Below are 19,859 nucleotides of genomic sequence, written 5' to 3' on the forward strand. Positions count from 1 at the left end.
CCCCTACGCACCGAGAGTTAGGTACAAAATATTATTTTACCTCCTGACGGCGCAGAAAAGTTATCATAGCATCGCCAACTTTTTCTGACCAATGTTCTTGAGGATAATGCGAGACTTCTTCTAGGGTGACTAACTCGGCATTTTTCATGGAACTGACTAATTTTTTAGCTGGTTCAACACTCAGCCAAGGATCGGTTAAACCCCACACAAATAAGGTTGGTTGTGTCCATCCTTGTAAGCCGGATTCAATTTCTGCCATTGATTTTGGCAATTGAATGTTACGGACTGTATTCATTAGCGATCGCCCCGCATCCGAACTCTTCAAAAACGGGCGGCGGTAAACATCTAAATCTTTGTCTAATACTCTGATGCGACTGCCGCCTTCGAGGGTTCTGTCCACCAAAAGTGGGTCTTGGGTGATCATATCGCCAATAAAAGGCAGCCCCAACTGCTGCATTTTCCAAGGCAATTTGATATCTGCTGAAATTGGTGTATTTATGACCACTAAACGATCTATTTTATCGGGATTTCGTAAAGCGTATTGAATGCCGACAGATGCTAAAAATCCTTGGACAACTAGGGAAAATTTGTCTAATTTTAGTGTTTCAATAAAGCCACTGAGGGCATCAACAAAGGCATCGGGAGTGTAAGCAAAGTCGCGTTTGTCTGGTTTTGTCGATCGCCCGTAGCCCACCCAATCCGGCGCGATCGATCGAAATCCCTGGGCTGCCAAATCCGGCATCAGAGCAGTCCAGGTAAAGCTTTGGGAAGGCAAACCATGCAGCAGCAACACTGGTGGTTTATCACTTTCGTTAACCGGATTTGTTTCCCGATAAAACCATTCCAGCGCGCCTACTTGAATTGTTTTGTCATCAATTGGCATTATTTTACTTGTTATAGTAGATGTTGAAGGAAGAAGGAAGAGGGAAGAAGGAAGAAGGAAGAGGGAAGAAGGAAGAAGGAAGAGGGAATAAGGAAGAGGGAAGAAGGAAGAGGGAATAAGGAAGAGGGAAGAAGGAAGAAGGAAGAGGGAATAAGGAAGAAGGAAGAAGGAAGAGGGAATAAGGAAGAAGGAAGAGGGAATAAGGAAAAGAGAAGAGGGAAAAGAGAAGAGAGAAGAAAAAATTTAGTAGAGAAGAAGGCTTTAGTTATTATCGCGCGTTTGTGATATTTATCTAAAGAATAAGGCGGGGAATACCCGCCTTACTTACCTAATAGTTGGGTACGCATATATCGGCTTACCCAACTCATGAAAGTCCTGCTTAGAAATTCATTTCAGCAGCTTGAACTTTTTCGACCTGTTTCTTCTTAAGAACCAGCATAATTTGAGCCAGCATGGTTATAGCCACGAAAGCCATCAATCCTTTAACTCGACCTGCACTTTGTAGCACAATTTCTACATCTTTTTGACCGAAACCGCCCACATTAGGATTGTTCGTCAAAAGTTCGCCGGCAGCAAGTGTTTGTCCTTCAGTAACAATCAGTTCTGGGCCTGCGGGAATTGTATCAACAACCGCTGCACCTTCTGCTGGTTGAATTGTCACTTCATAACCGCCATCTTCCGGTTGAGCAATCTTAGAAATGCTGCCAGCTACCGAAGCATTATAAACAGCATTGTTGCTCTTAGCGCCTGTAGGATAAAGCTGACCGCGACCACGGTTGCCGCCGACATAAATTAGATATTTGCCGTAGTGAACTGACTTGTCAGTTTCAGGATTTGGCGACAAAACTGGGAATACCAATTCTTTGTATTGTTCACCAGGCAGCGGGCCCACTAAAACAATATTTTGTTGGGTTTCGCTGTAAGGTTGGAAGTAAAGATCGCCGACTTTTTCCTTCATTTCTTCGGGAATTCTGTCAGCGGGAGCAATCTTAAAACCTTCGGGTAACATCACAACGGCGCCTACATTCAAGCCGCCTTTGCTACCGTCGCCGGTAATTTGCTGCACGCTTTGATCGTAGGGAACTTTGACAATAGCTTCAAAAACTGTGTCAGGTAAAACAGATTGTGGAACTTCAATTTCAGTCGGTTTTGCACCGAGGTGGCAGTTGGCGCAAACAATGCGGCCTGTGGCTTCGCGGGGAGTAGCGGGTGCTGTTTCCTGGGCCCAGAAAGGGTAAGCAAATGCTGCTTGGGGAAGTGCGATATCGCTGGTGAGGAAAAATGCGGCGGTGACGATCGCAATTAAGGCAGTTTTGGCGATCGTCTCGGCACTGCGGCGAAATATCGCAGATAAATTAGTTTGTGGCATTAGAGTATTCAATCTCAAAGGTCAGACAATTTAGTGATTGATCAGAAGTGCGAGCTTAAAAGCTCGCGAACAGGAGTCATTAGTAATTGATCATTAGTCATTTGTCGTTAGCTGATGTTATTAATCCGCAGTCTTAATTCCATAGTTATTAGTTGTTAAATACTGACTAATAACTAATAAGTTTTTACTGCTAACTAATGACTAATGACTCACAACTAAGACCACCAAGGTGCTTCGCCGCTGCGGAAATCTGTTTCTGTCCAAGTGGTAAAAGCAATCTTGTCATCTGCGACAGTGGCGTGGGCCAGGGCCAGAGACAAAGGTGCGGGGCCACGTACCACTTTGCCCTCACTGTTGTATTGAGAACCGTGGCAAGGACAGATAAACTTGTTTTCGCTAGCATTCCAAGGCACGACGCAACCCAAGTGAGTGCAGACTGCATTGATGCCGTAGTCGGCGAGAGATAAGTCTTCTTTCACCACAAGATAGGTGGGGTCGCCTTTGAGGCCTTGGGCTAAGGTGCGATCGCCCGCGGGGTGCGAAGTCAAATATTCGCTAACGATGATGTCGTTGCCCAAAGCATCTTTAGCAGTGACACCGCCACCGGCTGCCCCACTCGACGGAGGAACAAAATACTGGACAACGGGATAGAGTGCGCCCAGTGCCACACCTGTGACTGTACCGAACGTCAGCAAATTCATAAATTGGCGACGCCCCATATCGGGAACATCGGGATTTCCAGCAGAAGATTGAGCCATGACCTGCCTTTACGGTTTTAAGTTACGTTTGTTTGTTAGGGAATTTGTACGTGCAGATAACTGGCGTAGTCGCAGCCCATCTGCTCGCACCAACTTTAGGCAGCGAAAATTCCTTTTAAGAATGAGCCTTCCAGCCTTTATTAGAGTATTATTACATTTTTTGAACTTTGTCTTTTATTGTTTAAGAGATTCACTCAGGAGCAACCATGACGGGCAAGGATTTACACCAGCTACTCCTAGAAAAATGGGGAAAATCTTACGATATCAGATTGCGGCGGACGCGGGGCAAGATTTTTGTGCAGGTGATGTGGAAATATCTCGAACAGGTGTCTTTTCCGATGACGGAGGCTGATTATTTTGAGCATTTGGACGCGGTGGCCAATTACCTCAACGGCTGGGGCAGCACGGAACAGGTGAGAGAATACATTGTCACTACTCGCGATCGCCCGCGTTTGGGCAAAGCTGTCAGCGTTCCCCTGGATTTGGGCGAAAGAGCCTCAGAGTGGTTGCTTGACGAGTTTTAAGTCAGTAGTCAGGAGTCAGGAGTCAGTAGTCAGTAGTCAGGAGTCAGGAGTCAGGAGTCAGGAGTGGTCGATCGCCCCAGCGCGGCTTGTAAAGTTTTGTGTCTGGGCGGGGCTGGATTTTTTAAGTTGAAAGTCCCAAAAATCGTGAGGCGAACTTGTCAGCCGACTTGCTGGCGCTGACAAACTAAGCTGTCGCGCAGCTAGTTTTCGCAGTTTTTTTGATGAAAACTCTTGTATGGCGGGCTTTCCGATGCGAAGAATGCTGTGAAATATAAATGTCGCAACAGCTTATGGGGTTCTTGTAATTTTGGGCGATCGAATTTCTAGCTTACCAAAATCAACCGAACCAATTTCTGTCAACAATTTCACCTACAATGAGTCTCAGATATCTTGTGAAATTTAGGAGAATGTTGTAATGGGTGTTGCAGTTGGAATGGTTGAAGTCTTAGGATTTCCCGCTGCCGTAGAAGTTGCAGACTCAATGGTGAAAGCAGCCCGAGTTACTTTAGTTCGCTATGAAAAGATAACCCGTGCCTACTGGACAATTATAGTTAGAGGAGATATCTCTGAAGTGCAAGCAGCCGTTGCTGCTGGAATTGAATCAGTTAAAAAGGTCGATGGCGGAAAGTTGCTATCGTATCACATAATTGCTCGTCCCCACGAGAATCTAGATTACATTTTGCCGATCGGCTACACACCTGAAGTCGAACAGTTCCGAATGTAGACAAAGTTTTGATAAAACTTTGGTGTGGAGTTTTAACTTTTAGCAATTATAGAGGCGCGGGCGATCGCACCTCTATATTTTTTGGCAGCGAGGCGATCGATCTTTCTAATTCTCACCGCCCCAAAAGCTTCACCAAACCAACGCCACCAAAGTAAAGAGCGAGCACCGCACCCCCTAAAAGACTTTGCGTTAAAGGGTCAGTAGAAGGCGTTAAAACCGCACCCAAAACAGCCGCTCCCAAGACTACATAACGCCAGCCCGATAGCATTTGCTTAGAAGAAACTATGCCCAAAACACCGAGCAATACTTGAACGATTGGGATTTGAAAAGCTAAGCCTGTGCTGAACATTAACAACAGCACAAATTTAAAGTATTTGTCGATCGACCATAATTGCTCTACAACATCCGCCCCGTAGGTAACAAAGAAGTTCAGCGCCGCCGGAATCAGAGCGATGTAAGCAAATACTAAACCGCCCAAAAATAGGAAACTCGAACCAAAAAACACTGGGCCCAGCAACCCGCGTTCTTTGCGAGTCAAACCTGGTAGCACAAATAGCGCTATTTGGTAAAAAATAAACGGACTGGCAATTAGCAAACCGCAGTATCCCGCTACTTCAATCGAAACAAAGAAATACTCGCCCGGAGCTAGTTGCAAAAACTTGACTGGCCCGGCGGGTACTTCTAACAATTGTACGATCGGTTTAACTGTTAAAAAGCAACCAACTACACCGATGGCTACGGCAATTAGTGAGTAGAAAAGTCGTTGCCGCAATTCTTCTAAATGGTCGAATAAAGACATTTCAACTTCGTCGGGAAGTTCGTCTAGAAATTCGTTTTCGAGGTTGCGGGAACCCATGAAACTGTCTGCGATTGATGCAATGCTATTTTTCGGGATAACTTTTTCGTCTTCTAAGTTATCGTCGGCGATTGGTGCAATGCTATTTTCCGGGATAACTTTTTCATCTTCTAAGTTTTCGTCTTCTAAGTTGCTGACATCCGTGAAATCATCGGCGATTGGTGCAATGCTATTTTCCGGGCTAACTTCTTCACCTTCTAAGTTGCTGACACCTACAGAATCATCGGCGATTGGTGCAATGCTATTTTCCGAGCTAACTTCTTCACCTTCTAAGTTGCTGACATCTACAGAATCATCGGCGATTGGTGTAATGCTATTTTCCCCGCTAACTTGTTCGAGGTTGTTGTCGGAATCTTGTTCGGATCTCTCCAAGTCTGAGGGCACAGTCATAGGTATTTGTGATTTTATTTAGGTTTTACATTTATTGATCTTGGATGCAGGTAGAATCAAAAATCGGTTTCTGGGTTAATCCCGATCGCCCTTTTTACTGTAACTCCAACCGCGCAATTTTGGGCTAACCCTTGCCACGTAAGATATATAATGTCTGAGTCGTGTTGGTCAAACATAGTTTTTTTAACCGTCAATGGCGATCGCAATTTTGCCAACAGCGCGCCCAGTTTCGCTGTAAGTGTGGGCGGCTGCTACCTCTGGTAAGCTGTAAGTGCGATCGACAATCGGCTCAATTTGCTCAGATTCGATTAATTCCCGCAAAAATCCCAAGTCATCCGGGTTGGGATTGGCTAGAATGAATTTAGCTTTTTTACCCGATAAAAACCAGCTCGTCAACATCGGTGCGAGGTTGTCTAAACTCGGCAAAGTCGAGATATAAACTCCCTCGGCTTGCATCACTTTTTCGCATTCAGCAAATGTTTTTGTGCCGACAGCATCCAAGATGATATCATATTTTTGTGGCTGTTGAGTAAAGTCAATCTCTGCATAATCCAGAACCAAATCTGCTCCCAAACCCTTGACAAAATCTCTATTTTTGGCGCTGCAAACTCCCGTCACTTCCGCGTTCATTGCTTTCGCCACTTGCACCGCAAACATCCCGACTCCGCCGGAAGCGCCGTTAATCAATACTTTTTTCCCCGCTTGAATTTCACCCAAATCTCTCAACGCTTGCAAAGCAGTTAAACCTGCGATCGGCACTGCTGCTGCTTCTTCATGGGTGATGTTTTTAGGCTTAAAGGCGGCACTCGATTCTGCCACGACAGCGTATTCGGCGCAAGCACCGCCAGCGATCGGATTTAAGAATGTATAAACTTCGTCTCCGGGTTGAAATTTAGTAACTTCCGAGCCGACTTCTACAACAACTCCCGATATATCTGAACCAACAATTCGAGGAAAGTTAAATCCTGTAAGTAGTTGCAGGTGTCCTTGCCGGATTTTCCAGTCTACGGGATTGACGCTGCTAGCGCGAACTCTGACTAGCAATTCGTTGGATTTGGCGATCGGCTTTTCTAATTCTCGGTACTGCAATTCCTCGGCGGAACCGTAGCGATCGTATGCAACTGCTTTCATGGCAAATTTTCCGGTTTATTTCCAATAGAACACTCAATCCTTTACAATTACAGCACATTCGATCTAAATGTGACACAGTAAATTGAGGAAGCCTTGTAGCAGCGGGCGATCGACTCTTGGAGGCCGACCGACTGGACGCAGGCGTGAGGCAATGGGTTCGCTGGCTGAGTGCGATCGACTAGCGATTAAAGTTAATAGGGACGGGGCGGGCGATTCCATAACCCTGAGCATAATCTACTCCAATCTCCCGCAATTTCTCTAAGATAGTCTCGTTTTCGACAAACTCAGCTATAGTTTCCAGATTCATCGCATGGGCAATATCATTAAAGCCTTCAACGAGCGCCTGAGAAATCAAATTATGGCTAATATTCTTGACAAAAGTACCATCAATTTTTAGATAATCAACTGGTAAATTGATCAGATACGCAAAGGAACTCAACCCGCTGCCAAAATCATCTAAAGCAAAGCGACAACCAATTTTTTTGAGTTCGCTCATGAAATTTCTGGCTTGCTCAAAGTTCGCGATCGCTGCGGTTTCCGTGATTTCAAAACAAATACTCTGAGGAGGAACTTGGTAGCGAGGAAATTGTTCTATCAAAAATCTCATAAATTGATTGTTACTAATGCTAGCGCCTGAAATATTAATCGTATATAAGCCATTAGTAAGAACTTGTTGCCCAGATAAATTATGATAATTTGAGAAAAAAGTTTCGATTACCCAACAATCGATCTCAGTTATCAATCCATAACGCTCGGCGGCGGGAATAAACTCATTGGGAGCGACTATTTCTCCATTTTCGTCTAGCATTCTTAGCAAAATTTCATAATGCTCTACTGATTGGTTAGAAGTAATAGAGACAATCTTTTGGTAATAGAGACAAAAACGATTCGTTTCCAACGCTCGACTGATTTGGGAAACCGCCAGTCTCTCACCACGTTGTCTAATTAGTTCGCTATCATCTAGGCTATAAACATGAACACAGTTGCGGCCTCTGGCTTTGGCCGCATAACAAGCTGCATCAGCCGCTCCCAGAACCTCCATCAAATCTTGGCTGGTTTGGTCAATGGCAACAACTCCAATGCTGACTCCGATAATAAAGGTTTTGCCATTCCAAATAAACCGAAACTGATGCACTAGGTCTTTGAGTTGTTCCGCAATCTTAGCTGCTTGAGAGAGGGGACATTGAGTAAGCAAAAGACCAAATTCATCACCTCCCAAGCGAGCCAGCGCGTCATTAGCGCGAACTCCCTTTTGTAAAAGTGTAGTGATTTGGCGCAGTAGCTCATCGCCAGCAATATGACCTGCGGTATCGTTAACGACTTTGAACTGGTCTAAATCTAAATAACAGAGAGCGTGCTGCTGATTGCTATCTTGAACAGAGGCGATCGCCTCAATTAGTTGCTGCTCAAATCCTCGACGGTTGATTAAACCCGTCAGAGCATCGTGAGTGGCTTCCCAAGAGATTTGACTAGCAAGATTGCGCGATTCGGTAACATCATGAAAGACGATGACTGCCCCGATAATTTGACCTTCGCGGTCTCGAATCGGTGCTGCTGAGTCCTCAACGGCATACTCCGTCCCATCGCGGGCAACGAGAATGGTATGGTTAGCTAAGCCCACAATTCGATTCTCCAACAGAGCCTTGCTAATCGGATTCTCTACTGGCTTTCGCGTTACTTCATTGACAATTACAAAGACTGTAGACAGGGGGAGTCCCTTAGCCTCATGAGCCTTCCAGCCTGTCAGTTGCTCAGCGATAGGATTGAAATATCGCACATTACCTTGAGCATCAGTAGTAATAACTGCATCGCCAATCGATTGGAGCGTCACTTGAGCTAGTTCTTTTTCGGCAAAGAGGGACTCTTCGAGACGTTCGCGTTCTTCAATTTCTCTCAAGAGAAGTAAATTCTGCTTTTGGAGGCTTTGTTGCAACCGTCGGATGGTTAGGTGAGTTTCGACACGAGCTAATACTTCTTCGACTTGAAACGGCTTAGCAATATAATCTACCCCACCAACAGCAAACCCCTGAACCTTATTGAAAGTTTCATTGAGAACACTCAAAAAAATTATCGGAATGCCTGCGGTTTTATCGTCATATTTTAATTGTTTACAAACTTCATAGCCATCCAAATCAGGCAATTTAATGTCGAGTAAAATTAGTTCCGTCCATCGCGATTGGGCGGCTCGGATAGCCATTGCGCCTGTTGTGGCACTGCGAACTTTATAACCATGTGCGTTCAAAGTACGACTGAGAAGACGCAGGTTCTCAGGCAGATCGTCAACAATTAAAATATTGCCTCGGTAGTTGGTACCTGGATCGCTAACCCTATCCCTAGTTCTATCGACAATCCTACTGATTTCCATACTTTCTTGCCAGAGGATTATAAGCCTATGAATAAGAGTATACTTGAATTATTAGGCGATCATCAACTCACTTTACGCATAAAGAATTCGTGCATCGCAGATATCTAGGGCTGGCACGGTGCACAGTCACTACAAAATCTGACTTGTTCAGGTAGGGACACTCCCCCCGTAGTTGCCCTTCTTCGCTTCGCGTAACATCAGAAGAACAGTGTTTTAACCCAAGCAGCCGATTTATGAACAAGCACATTTCTCAAAGGGCAAATCTACTCGTCATTGCGATCGGATGTCTCGTGCTGCTGGGTTGGAAATTTGACATTTCCCTACTCAAAAGTGGTTTTCCCGGTAGGAATTCGACGATCAAGCGGGCAATGGCAGAACTAAATCGCTAAGCACTTCAGCACTCATGAATTATTCAGGTTAGGTATGATTACACAAATTTTTGAAAGTGGAGGATTCATTCCTCATGGTCACTGCTATCTCTGGCAAACAAACTTAGTAGGATTACATATTTTATCCGATGGTTTAATCGCTTTAGCTTACTACTCCATCCCAATCATGCTAATCTACTTTGTGCGACAGCGCCAAGATACTCCATTTCTGAAAGTAGTTTTTCTGTTTAGCGCCTTCATAATTGCCTGTGGTACAACTCATATCATGGAAATTTGGACGCTTTGGTATCCTACTTATTGGCTTTCGGGAGGAATTAAAGCTATTACTGCTCTGATTTCTATATATACTGCATCTGAGCTACTGTTTTTAATTCCATCTGCCTTAGCTTTACCTACTCCAGCTCAACTTATTGTGGCCAATCAAGCCTTAGAGAATGAGATCGACGAGCGCAAGCGGGCTGAAAAGGAACGCCAACAAATTGAGGTGGCTTTACGAAACAGTGAAGAGCAGTTTCGCAAGGCGTTTGAAAATGCGTCAATTGGAATGGCGCTCGTTTCACTTGATGGGCAATGGGTTAAAGTCAATCCTGCCTTATGTCAGATTCTTGGCTACTCCTCAGAAGAGTTGTTAGCGTTAACTTTCCAAGACATTACCCATCCCGACGATTTAGACCTGGATCTTAGTTATGTACATCAGCTATTAGCAGGAACAATTTCAAATTACCAAATAGAAAAACGGTATTTCCATAAACAAGGAAATATAGTTTGGAGTCTTCTTGATGTGTCGCTAGTACAAGATGGACAGGGAAATCCACTGCATTTTATTTCTCAGATCCAAGAAATTACCGCTCGAAAAGAATCTCAAAAGACGCTAGAGCTTCAGAGTGTTATTATGCATAACATGGCAGGTGGAGTGTGTTTAGTCAAAGCATCAGATCTGACGATCGTCTACACCAATCCCAAGTTTGATGAGATGTTTGGCTATGCAGAGGGTGAACTCGCCGGTCAATCTGTTGGTATAATAAATTACCTCGATGCAGAGATTACACCCAACAAAAGCCTTGAAGATGTTGTCACTCAAATTGAGCAGCAAGGAGAAGCAAAATATGAAGTCTACAATAAGAAAAAAGATGGAAGACTTTTTTGGTGCAGGGTTCATGCGTCTAGGTTTGAGCATCCTGAATATGGAACCGTATTGGTTGCAGTTCAGGAGGATGTGACAGAGCTCAAACAAGCTGAGCAAGCCTTGCAAGCTACCACAAATCGCCTCAACTTTCTCCTGAACTACAGCCCCGTCGTTATTTTTAGCTGTAAACCTGATGGCGATTATCGAGCAACGTTCATCAGCGAAAATGTCAAAGATGTATTGGGCTATGAAAGCATTGCGTTTTTAGCAGATTCTAAATTTTGGGTGGATAACTTACACCCAGATGATGGAGAACGAGTGCTTAATGGCTTAGCCAATCCATTCGTCAATGATTTTTATTTCCATGAATACCGTATGCGTCGCTCAGATGGGGTTTATCGCTCGATGCTCAATCACCTCAGACTAATTCGAGATCCTGCAGGTAGACCCGTGGAAATGTTGGGATATTTAATTGACATTAGCGATCGCAAACAAGCCGAGTTGGAACTTCAGCAAGCTAAAGAAGCAGCAGAAACAGCCAACCGAGCCAAAAGTATGTTCCTGTCCAATATGAGCCACGAACTCCGTACTCCTCTCAATGCTATTTTGGGATTTACGCAATTGATGAGTTACGATCCTGCTCTGACTCCCGAACTCCAACAAGATCTGGCGATCGTCAATCGTAGCGGCGAACATTTATTGGAATTGATTAACGACATTTTAGATTTATCCAAAATTGAGAGCGGACAGATGACACTCTATCTTTCTGACTTTGAGCTAAAAAAATGGCTGAATTCTATTGAAGAAATGTTCCAAATTAAAGCCCAATCGAAACGATTGAAACTAATTGTCGAGCGAGAACCCAATCTTCCCCAATTTGTACATAGCGATGAGAAAAAACTGTATCAAGTCTTAGTCAATCTGCTCGGTAATGCGATTAAGTTTACTAATCAAGGAAGCGTTACCTTACGAGTGAGATCAGAACAAATCGACCAAACGTCCTGTCGCCTATGTTTTGAAATTGAGGATACTGGAGTGGGAATTGATCCAACAGAAGTTGACAGCTTATTTAAGGCGTTCGTGCAAGCTGAAGCTGGGAATAAATTGAATCAAGGTACTGGTCTAGGTCTAGCTATCAGCCAAAGATTTGTCCAACTCATGGGTAGTCAGATTCGGGTTCAAAGCACATTGAATCAGGGCAGCATTTTTTACTTTGAAGTTGGGGTAAAGTTACCTCAAGCAGTCTGCGTTGCCTCAGAATTGCCTAAACAAAGAGTGATTGGTATAGCTCCAGGACAACCAACTTACCGCATCCTTGTGGTTGAAGATGTAGAGGAAAATCGCCGCTTATTGGTCAAACTCCTTACCTCAGTAGGTTTTGAGGTGCGCCAAGCAACACAGGGAGTTGAAGCACTCGGAATGTGGGAAAGTTGGTTCCCAAACCTGATTTGGATGGATCTACGAATGCCGATCGTGGATGGCTACACAGCTACTAAATGCATTAGAGAACACCCTCATGGAAAAGAGACTGTCATTATTGCTTTAACTGCCAGTGCTTTTGAAGAAGAGCGAGAGAAAGCTCTTATGGCTGGTTGTGACGACTTTATGAGCAAGCCATTTCAGGAAGGGCTCGTCTTTGACAAACTCGCTCAACACTTGGGAGTAGAGTACATCTACACAGTTGTAGGAAAAGATTGCCAAAAACTATTTGTTGATTATTTATCTCCAGAAGATTTAGCCGTGATGTCCTCTGAGTGGTTAAAACAAATGTATCAAGCTGCCTACGAGGTTGATTTTGAAGTCATGAACGAGCTAATCAAACAAATTCCCGCATCTAAACCAACCCTTTCCAGTGCGCTAATTGATTGTGTCAATAACTTTCAGTATGACCAAGTTATGGAGTTAATTCGACCTCTGCTCCCGAATCCCGTTTAGTTATCGAGTTTAAGGACAAAGAAGCTATAGTGCTTTCAGCAGTGGGTATATTTCCAATAGAAATCAACAGGGGAAAGGATTTGGGAGTTTTTGGAGATGTCTATTGCAGATATCCATCAGCATGAGGAAATTACATACACACACATTAGATGGAATGTGCTGTATCATATAGCAATTCTCTTTCGTTTGTGAACGGGATTTATTTTTTTTATTAACCGCAGAGGGCGCAGAGGGCGCAGAGAAAGAGAAAAGATAGAGATGGAAAAATGATTGATTTAACTGGAAAGGTAATTTTAGTAACGGGCGGCTCGAAAGGCATTGGTGCAGCGACGGTTCGGACTCTGGTTAATGCTGGGGCCGAGGTGATTTTGCATTACTGTCGCAGTCAGCAAGCGGCGGAATCGGTAGCAGCAAGTGTCGCGGGCGATAAATGTTATTTATTAGCTGCTGATTTGATGTTACCAAAGGCGGCTTATAGTTTGTGGCAAGATGCTTTAAAATGGCGCGGTCATATTGATATTATAGTTAACAATGCTGGGATTATGCAGTCAGCGGAGATAGAGGACGATTTTGATGTTTGGTCGTCAGCTTGGCAGCAAACTCTACAAGTTAATTTAGTTGCTGTTGCCGACTTGTGCCGCGAAGCAATTCTGCATTTTAAGACTCGCAAAGGTGGTACAATTATTAATATAGCAAGTCGCGCTGCTTTTCGTGGCGATGACCCGAATTACCTGCACTACGCCGCCTCAAAAGGTGCGATTGTTGCTTTAACTCGCAGCATTGCTAGAGGATTTGCGGCTGAGAATATTTTGGCTTTTACTGTTGCACCGGGATTTGTCAGTACGGAAATGGCAGATAAGTTTATTCGGGAGTTTGGCGAAGCACAGATTGTGCGCGATATCCCGATCGGCAAAATCGCCCCTCCTCAAGATGTCGCCAACGTTATCGCCTTTCTAGCATCAGGTTTGGCAACCCACGCTACCGGAACAACGATCGACATTAACGGAGCATCTTACGTGCATTGATGCTATCCGTGATACTGCACAAAACATCTAATTGTAGGGTGCGCAATGCGCACCTTACGACTACCTCCAAAGACTCATGAACACACATTTTGCCACCAACCAATTTATAACCTTAGCCAGACGCGAAAACAGCAACAAATAAATTAAATTATATAAAATACTACCTTAAGGAAAACTGATTATGACAGCAGATAACGTAACCAAAAGCAAACGAGTTGCTATCCTGATCGAAAATGGAGTTGAAGATTCGGAATTTCTAGTTCCTTACAACGCCTTAAAACAAGCAGGATTTGATGTAGTTGTCCTCGGTTCGCGGACAAACGAAAAATATGCCGGTAAAAATGGTAAAGTTGCCCAGCAAGCTGACGGAACTACCGCCGAATCATTAGCAGAAGAATTCGATGCAGTGATAATTCCCGGCGGCATGGCTCCCGATACAATGCGGACAAATCCCAATACAGTGCGGTTTGTCAAAGAAGCGATTGAACAAGGAAAAATAGTTGCTGCTGTGTGTCACGGCCCGCAACTTTTGATTGAAGCTGACGCGCTCAAAGGCAAAAATGCGACGGGTTTCTTGGCAATTAAAACAGACATGATTAATGCCGGAGCTAACTACATTAACGAAGGTTTAGTAGTTGACGGCAACTTGATTACTTCCCGTCAACCCGGAGATTTAGCAATATTTACTACAGCAATTATGGCGCGCCTCGGTTACGGTGGCAAAGCAGTTGGTTTACCCGAAGAAACGGACATCAGTGCAGAATGGTGGAAACTAGCTAATGGTTGGGGAGGCTCCACACAAAGCGACATTGTTAAAGGTTTGAATACCGCCCTCGCAGGGGAACGCTATGCTTGCGAAGCCTTTCAACATTATGCGGAAAAAACCGGAGATAGCGATTTGCGATCGCTCCTGACGGAAATGATCCAAAATAAACAGAAACACATCCTCGCTCTCGAAAACCGCCTCAACGATTTCGGCGAAAAACCCTCAATTCCCGCCCAAATTGCTGACAAATACGCTAAATTAAAATCCTCCATGCAAGGAACAGATGAAACTTTCTTGCTGCGCAGCACTCTCGGCGATTTGCAAACAGGTGTTGTCGATATCAACCACCTGCGGGCGAAGTTCACAGATCCGGTATCAACTGCCATTTTTACAGAGATAGAAGCGGATTTGTCCAAGTGCGAGCAAGCCGTTGCTAAACTCTTCCGTGCCCGTGCAGTATCTCAAGAAATTAAAGCGCCAAAACCTTCAACTAGCCCCGCTGTCAAGATGTAATCTGCACGCGGATTAACCAGTTTGTAGTTGTGTCTAGGGGTTAAAACCCTCACCCTGAACACAACTACAAATTTGTTGTGCAATGATAAAATACACGCCTTTGCGGTAAAATTAAACCCAAGACTAAAAAGCTGACACTGAAGTAACTGTAAGGTGGAGAGTTTTATTAAATGGGTTCTATTTTTGTTTCAGCGGGACACGGCGGGTTTGAAGGCAGCTTGCGGGATCTGGGGGCGATCGCACTTGGCACCACCGAAGCCCAGGAAATGATCCTAACTCGCGACTTATTAGTAGCGGAATTAAAGCAGCGAGGTCTAGCAACTTTCTCCGTACCCGATACTCTGAGTTTGCTAGAAACTATCGCTTGGATAAACAATCGCAGCCTCGCGGGAGATGTAGCGGTAGAAATTCACGGCGACTCTTTTTCTAGTCCCCAAGTTCGCGGCGCCACCGCGTTTTATATTGGCAGCAACCCCACGCGAAAAGCAGATGCGGATTTAATTTTAAACGGCTATTTACGCAGGTGCCGAGAAATACCAAGCCGCGGCGCAAAAGCAGATACTGAAGCTGGTGTTGGTAGCCTCGGATTTTGTCGGCGCATCAACATTCCTTCGCTACTTATTGAACTCGGTTTTTTGACCAGTCCCGATGACTTGCGAATTATTCAAACTCGTCGCCGCGATGTCGCCCTCGGACTCGCTGACGGACTCGAAGCTTGGTTAAAAAATACGAATTTGAAACCCTTGCCAACACCAACTCCCGCACCGACTCCCGCACCGACTCCCGCACCGACTCCCGCACCGACTCCCGCACCAAAACCTGTAGTTTATCCCTTAATTAATATCCAAATCAACGGTGGGCCGCACGAAGATAAAGGCATTTTGGTGAACGGAAATGCTTTTGTCCCTTCCGAAGTTCTAGACATTCTCAACATCAAACCAGAGGCAGTCGATCGCCGGGTCACGTACAATGGAGTAGTCTTCGTGCGGGCGATCGACTTGCGCGATCGGGATATCTCCGTAGCATGGGATCAGTCTACAACATCAGTAGTGCTGCGATCGCGCCGCGATATCCTCTCAGGCGTAGGAAAAATCATGGATCGCGGTCTAACTACCGCCCAACAAATGACAACATTTCTCACCAAAAATAACAGCAAAGCCCTAGCAGACTTTCCGAATTTACCTCAAATTTACGTGCAAGAAGCAGCCGCCGAAGGAGTCAGCCACGACGTAGCTTTTTGCCAAATGTGTTTAGAAACAAACTATCTCAAATTTGGCATTGCAGTCAAAGCAGAACAATTTAACTTTGCCGACATGGGAGTCATCAGCCCCACAAATTCCGGCCTCTCATTTCCCGACGCCCGGACAGGAATTAGAGCGCAAATTCAGCACCTAAAAGCTTACGGCAGCATCGAACCTATCGACCAACCTTTAGTTAAAGAAAACGTGCGTTTTCGCTTTGTCAAGCGCGGTGTCGCCCCCACCGTCAACGAACTTGCAGGTCGCTGGAATTCTGACCCCTTATACGGACAAAAAATTATCAATATCATCCGGCTTTTGTACGAAAATGCAGGTTTGTTATAAATTTATCTGCATTTAAATCAAAGACTATCTTAGGGTGCATCAGAGCTTAATGTAGCTATCGCAGACTTAAAAAAATTACCTGCTCCGCACCCTACGATTAGTTAGCTGTTCTGCATTTTTATTTAACTACTTGGGCTGGTTATTATTCCCACTCATAATATTTTTTTGATTTGCCGTTACAAGCAATAGCTTGGCAACGATAAAACACAAGCTTTCTTCCTTCTTCCTTCTTCCTTCTTCCTTCTTCTTATCACTATGGTTTCCAGCAACATCCAATTTTCAGACACTCAAAATCATTGGGCAAAAATATTCATTGACGGCCTAGTAGAACGGGCCGTGATCAGCGGTTTTCCCGATCGCACTTTTCGCCCCAACAGCAACCTCACCCGCGCCGAATTTGCCGCCATTGTCAGCAAAGCTTTTCCCGTACCCGACAAACGGCCCTACATTCCCTTTATCGACGTTCCCGCCACTCACTGGGCCGCCGCCGCCATTCAAACAGCATATAAAAGAGGGTTTATCTCCGGCTATCCCGACAATCTGTTCAAACCTGAAAACAGGATTACCAGAGCCGAGGCATTAGTTGCCTTAGTTAGCGGCATATTTGGGTCAAACGCTCAACCAACAACCAATCTGGTTCTCTCAAACATCTACCAAGACAGTACAGAAATTCCCAATTATGCCAAAAAGGCGATCGTCATAGCCACCCAATCCGAAATAGTCGTCAACTCCCCCAATTTAAACCTATTAAATCCCGCCGGAAATGCAACCAGAGGCGATGTCGCAGCCTGGGTTTATCAAGCATTAGTACATCTCAAAAAAGCGCCAGCAATATACAATCAATATATTATAGTTCTTAGCAAAGTTCCCAGACCCCAAGTTTACGTCAACCACCAGCGAGAATTTCGCGGAGTTTGGATCACATCAGTGTGGAACATTGACTGGCCCTTGAGCAACAAACTCTCAACAGAACAGCAAAAAGCCGAACTGCTAAAAATTCTTGACAGGCTGCAAGAAATGAATTTCAATGCAATTATTCTCCAAATTAGAGCAGCAGGCGATGCCCTTTACGCCTCACAATTAGAACCTTGGAGTGCGTGGCTAACAGGAACTCAAGGAAAGCCACCAGAACCTTATTATGACCCTTTAACATTTGCCATTGCAGAAAGCCACAAACGCAACATCGAAGTTCACGCTTGGTTAAATCCCTACCGCGCCAAAGTTTCTTATACCCAAACCCCTCCCAACGTCAGCCCGCACATCTCTGTTACCAATCCCGAATGCGTTTATCCGTGGGGAGACGACTTGTGGATGGATCCAGGAATTGATTTAGTTGTAGACAAGACTTACAACGTCATTTTAGACGTAGTAAAACGATACGATATAGACGGCGTTCACTTTGACGATTATTTCTATCCTTATCCGATTGCCGGCAAAGAATTTCCCGACAGCAAGATTTACAATAGTTACGTCTCCAGAGGCGGAAAAATGAATTTAGGAGATTGGCGTCGGGAAAATGTTAACAAGCTAGTTAAAAGACTAGGAGAAGGAATTCGAGCAGCCAAACCAAACGTTAAATTCGGCATCAGTCCCTTCGGCATATATCGCCCTGGCCAGCCGCCGCAAAGTCGCGGTTTAGATGCCTACGAAACACTTTACGCCGATGCCAAAAAATGGTTAGTATCAGGTTGGGTAGATTATCTAAATCCGCAACTTTACTGGCGCATCGACCAAACAGCTCAAAGCTATCCAGTTTTGCTGAAATGGTGGCTAGAAAACAACCCACAAAACCGACATATTTACGTGGGAAATAACTTAGGAAAACTTGACGGTCAGAAGTGGAATGTAGAGGAAATCAACAATCAAATTGAGATTACGCGCAACTCCAAACAAAACTTAGCTTTAGGCAATGTTTTCTTCAGCATGAAAGCATTTAGCGACAATCGTCAAAAAATATACGATAATTTCAAATCCAATACATATACGCAACCCGCACTCGTTCCCGTAATGCCTTGGCAAAATGGAACGCGGCCAGCCCCTCCCGCATCAGTCGTAGTCCAAAAAATTGGCAACAGCAATATTTTGCAGTGGAAAAATCCCGCCGATAAAAACATTCGTTCCTGGACGCTTTATCAAAAGAATGGCGATAGCTGGAAGCTCATCAAAATCCTCAATGCAGACACAGTAGAAGTCGCGGTAGGAACGGGGATTTACGCTTTGTGTGCGGTGAGTATCATGGCTGTAGAAAGTGTAGGAGTTTTCATAGAAATAGGCTAATAAAATATAAATGTAAGGTAAACAAGAATATGCAAAACCTGAGACTTCCCGAACAAAGACGAAAAATTTACATTGAAATTGCCCTACGCAGATGCCGTCCTGGTAGTGGCAGTACCTTAGAGTTTCTCAGCAAAAGAACTTGGAACCGTCCGGTGACTAACATTAAAGCTATTATCAAACAAACTCCATTCGTAGTAGTAGGAGGAATTGCAACCAGACTTTATATGCCAGAACGCATGACTGATAAACTTGAGATTTTAGTATTGACTGATGATGCTGAAAATTTATATCAAGAATTAGTGGCTACTGGAAGCATAAAAGTTGGAGAACTCAGCATAGGTGGTAGTAGTTGGCAACTACCAGATGGTAGTATTCTGGATGTTCTTGAATCACAACAACCTTGGGTTAGAGAAGCGATCGCAAATCCCAACATTGCCCCCGATAATTTACCAATTATCGGATTACATTATTTGATATTAATGAAATTACAAGCCAGTCGTGGTATAGATATTGGCGACTTGACACGGATGTTAGGAGGGGCTGATGAAACTGCCTTAGAATTAGTAAGAAAGATAGTAAAAACTTACCTTCCTGATGCGGTAGAAGACTTAGAAAGTTTAATTGTACTAGGAAAATTAGAAAGGGGAGAATTACGTTAATTGTTTAGACTTTACATTGCACTCATTCCCAAAAAATCTTAAAAATATCTGCGTTTATCTGCGCTGCATCTGCTTTTCATCTGCGGTTGACATATCAATCAAAGATTCCTGCAATAAGTCTAAACACTTTCTCTTCGCCAAGATGAACCCAACCGCAGCCAAACCCCTTTTCCTTCTAACTACTGTCAACTGTCAACTGTCAACTGTCAACTGACTTCTTCCTCTAGACAGGAGACACATTGGGTATAAATGCGCTATCCTATTCCCCATATTTTGATGTTGAGGAAAAAAAAGCCGTGGTTCCCTTACGCGATGAAAATCCCACCAGTATCACTCCCTACGTTACCTTAGGGCTGATTGCTGCCAACGTATTAGTATTTTTGTACGAACTCACTTTAGCCGATCGCCAATTAACGCAATTTTTCTACTCATGGGCGGTAGTTCCTTGCCAGTTAAGCAATATGTGCCGGGTATCTCTGCCAGTTTCGCCATTTCCCGAATGGACGACGCTAATTAGGGCTTGCTGAATAATCGAGCACATATTGCCTCGTCTGAGTTTCGATACTGCGATCGAGAATAAAGTGCA

Annotated in this window: 16 protein-coding genes; 10 read left to right on the plus strand and 6 right to left on the minus strand. The window is 44.4% G+C overall.

Annotation, left to right across the window (positions count from 1 at the left end; all coding sequences use genetic code 11):
• Window positions 1-31: 31 nt before the first annotated feature.
• The 3 genes from QUB52_RS12065 to petC all read right to left on the minus strand — a co-directional run bounded on the left by QUB52_RS12065 (window position 32) and on the right by petC (window position 3,010).
• Window positions 32-883 (minus strand): alpha/beta fold hydrolase, encoded by an 852-nt coding sequence (locus tag QUB52_RS12065; RefSeq protein ID WP_265239830.1) that lies wholly within the window; start codon window positions 881-883, stop codon window positions 32-34.
• 379 nt (window positions 884-1,262) lie between these two features.
• On the minus strand, window positions 1,263-2,252 hold the full coding sequence (gene petA, locus QUB52_RS12070) for a cytochrome f (RefSeq protein WP_332973075.1): 990 nt from the start codon (window positions 2,250-2,252) through the stop codon (window positions 1,263-1,265).
• A gap of 215 nt (window positions 2,253-2,467) precedes the next feature.
• Window positions 2,468-3,010 (minus strand): cytochrome b6-f complex iron-sulfur subunit, encoded by a 543-nt coding sequence (gene petC / locus QUB52_RS12075; RefSeq protein ID WP_265239827.1) that lies wholly within the window; start codon window positions 3,008-3,010, stop codon window positions 2,468-2,470.
• A 206-nt stretch (window positions 3,011-3,216) separates the two neighbouring features.
• On the opposite strand from petC, the gene QUB52_RS12080 reads away from it, so the two are divergent.
• Together QUB52_RS12080 and QUB52_RS12085 are read left to right on the plus strand one after the other, a co-directional pair.
• Window positions 3,217-3,534 (plus strand): DUF3067 family protein, encoded by a 318-nt coding sequence (locus QUB52_RS12080; protein ID WP_293224989.1) that lies wholly within the window; start codon window positions 3,217-3,219, stop codon window positions 3,532-3,534.
• Between the two features lie 415 nt (window positions 3,535-3,949).
• Window positions 3,950-4,258, plus strand: a complete 309-nt coding sequence (locus QUB52_RS12085) for a carbon dioxide-concentrating mechanism protein CcmK (protein ID WP_106149684.1) — start codon at window positions 3,950-3,952, stop codon at window positions 4,256-4,258.
• A 112-nt stretch (window positions 4,259-4,370) separates the two neighbouring features.
• On the opposite strand, the gene tatC is transcribed toward QUB52_RS12085, so the two are convergent.
• The 3 genes from tatC to QUB52_RS12100 all read right to left on the minus strand — a co-directional run bounded on the left by tatC (window position 4,371) and on the right by QUB52_RS12100 (window position 9,000).
• Complete coding sequence (gene tatC / locus QUB52_RS12090; protein ID WP_265239880.1) at window positions 4,371-5,114, minus strand: twin-arginine translocase subunit TatC; 744 nt, start codon at window positions 5,112-5,114, stop codon at window positions 4,371-4,373.
• Between the two features lie 573 nt (window positions 5,115-5,687).
• The gene (locus tag QUB52_RS12095; RefSeq protein ID WP_332973076.1) at window positions 5,688-6,635 is read right to left on the minus strand and encodes an NAD(P)-dependent alcohol dehydrogenase; all 948 of its coding nucleotides are present in this window, start codon (window positions 6,633-6,635) and stop codon (window positions 5,688-5,690) included.
• Window positions 6,636-6,813: 178 nt separating this feature from the next.
• Window positions 6,814-9,000 (minus strand): EAL domain-containing protein, encoded by a 2,187-nt coding sequence (locus QUB52_RS12100; protein WP_332973077.1) that lies wholly within the window; start codon window positions 8,998-9,000, stop codon window positions 6,814-6,816.
• Between the two features lie 233 nt (window positions 9,001-9,233).
• On the opposite strand from QUB52_RS12100, the gene QUB52_RS12105 reads away from it, so the two are divergent.
• From QUB52_RS12105 to QUB52_RS12140, 8 genes are all read left to right on the plus strand, one after another.
• Window positions 9,234-9,389 carry a hypothetical protein gene (locus QUB52_RS12105; RefSeq protein WP_332973078.1) on the plus strand — a complete coding sequence of 52 codons (156 nt, stop codon included), beginning with the start codon at window positions 9,234-9,236 and terminating at the stop codon, window positions 9,387-9,389.
• 34 nt (window positions 9,390-9,423) lie between these two features.
• A complete protein-coding gene (locus QUB52_RS12110) occupies window positions 9,424-12,450 on the plus strand; it encodes a PAS domain S-box protein (protein WP_332973079.1) in 3,027 nt (1,008 codons plus the stop codon).
• Window positions 12,451-12,716: 266 nt separating this feature from the next.
• Window positions 12,717-13,475, plus strand: coding sequence for an SDR family NAD(P)-dependent oxidoreductase (locus tag QUB52_RS12115; RefSeq protein ID WP_265239821.1), 759 nt, complete (start codon window positions 12,717-12,719; stop codon window positions 13,473-13,475).
• Between the two features lie 181 nt (window positions 13,476-13,656).
• Window positions 13,657-14,754 carry a DJ-1/PfpI/YhbO family deglycase/protease gene (locus QUB52_RS12120; protein ID WP_332973080.1) on the plus strand — a complete coding sequence of 366 codons (1,098 nt, stop codon included), beginning with the start codon at window positions 13,657-13,659 and terminating at the stop codon, window positions 14,752-14,754.
• Window positions 14,755-14,924: 170 nt separating this feature from the next.
• Complete coding sequence (gene tftA, locus QUB52_RS12125; RefSeq protein WP_332966200.1) at window positions 14,925-16,337, plus strand: hormogonium tapered terminus morphoprotein TftA; 1,413 nt, start codon at window positions 14,925-14,927, stop codon at window positions 16,335-16,337.
• Between the two features lie 336 nt (window positions 16,338-16,673).
• Complete coding sequence (locus tag QUB52_RS12130) at window positions 16,674-18,614, plus strand: glycoside hydrolase family 10 protein (protein ID WP_321161671.1); 1,941 nt, start codon at window positions 16,674-16,676, stop codon at window positions 18,612-18,614.
• Window positions 18,615-18,766: 152 nt separating this feature from the next.
• A complete protein-coding gene (locus tag QUB52_RS12135) occupies window positions 18,767-19,273 on the plus strand; it encodes a hypothetical protein (protein ID WP_332976183.1) in 507 nt (168 codons plus the stop codon).
• Between the two features lie 296 nt (window positions 19,274-19,569).
• A complete protein-coding gene (locus tag QUB52_RS12140) occupies window positions 19,570-19,800 on the plus strand; it encodes a hypothetical protein (protein ID WP_332973081.1) in 231 nt (76 codons plus the stop codon).
• The last annotated feature ends 59 nt before the right edge of the window (window positions 19,801-19,859 follow it).

Source organism: Microcoleus sp. A6-C6, from assembly GCF_036705955.1.
Taxonomy (GTDB): Bacteria; Cyanobacteriota; Cyanobacteriia; order Cyanobacteriales; family Microcoleaceae; genus Microcoleus.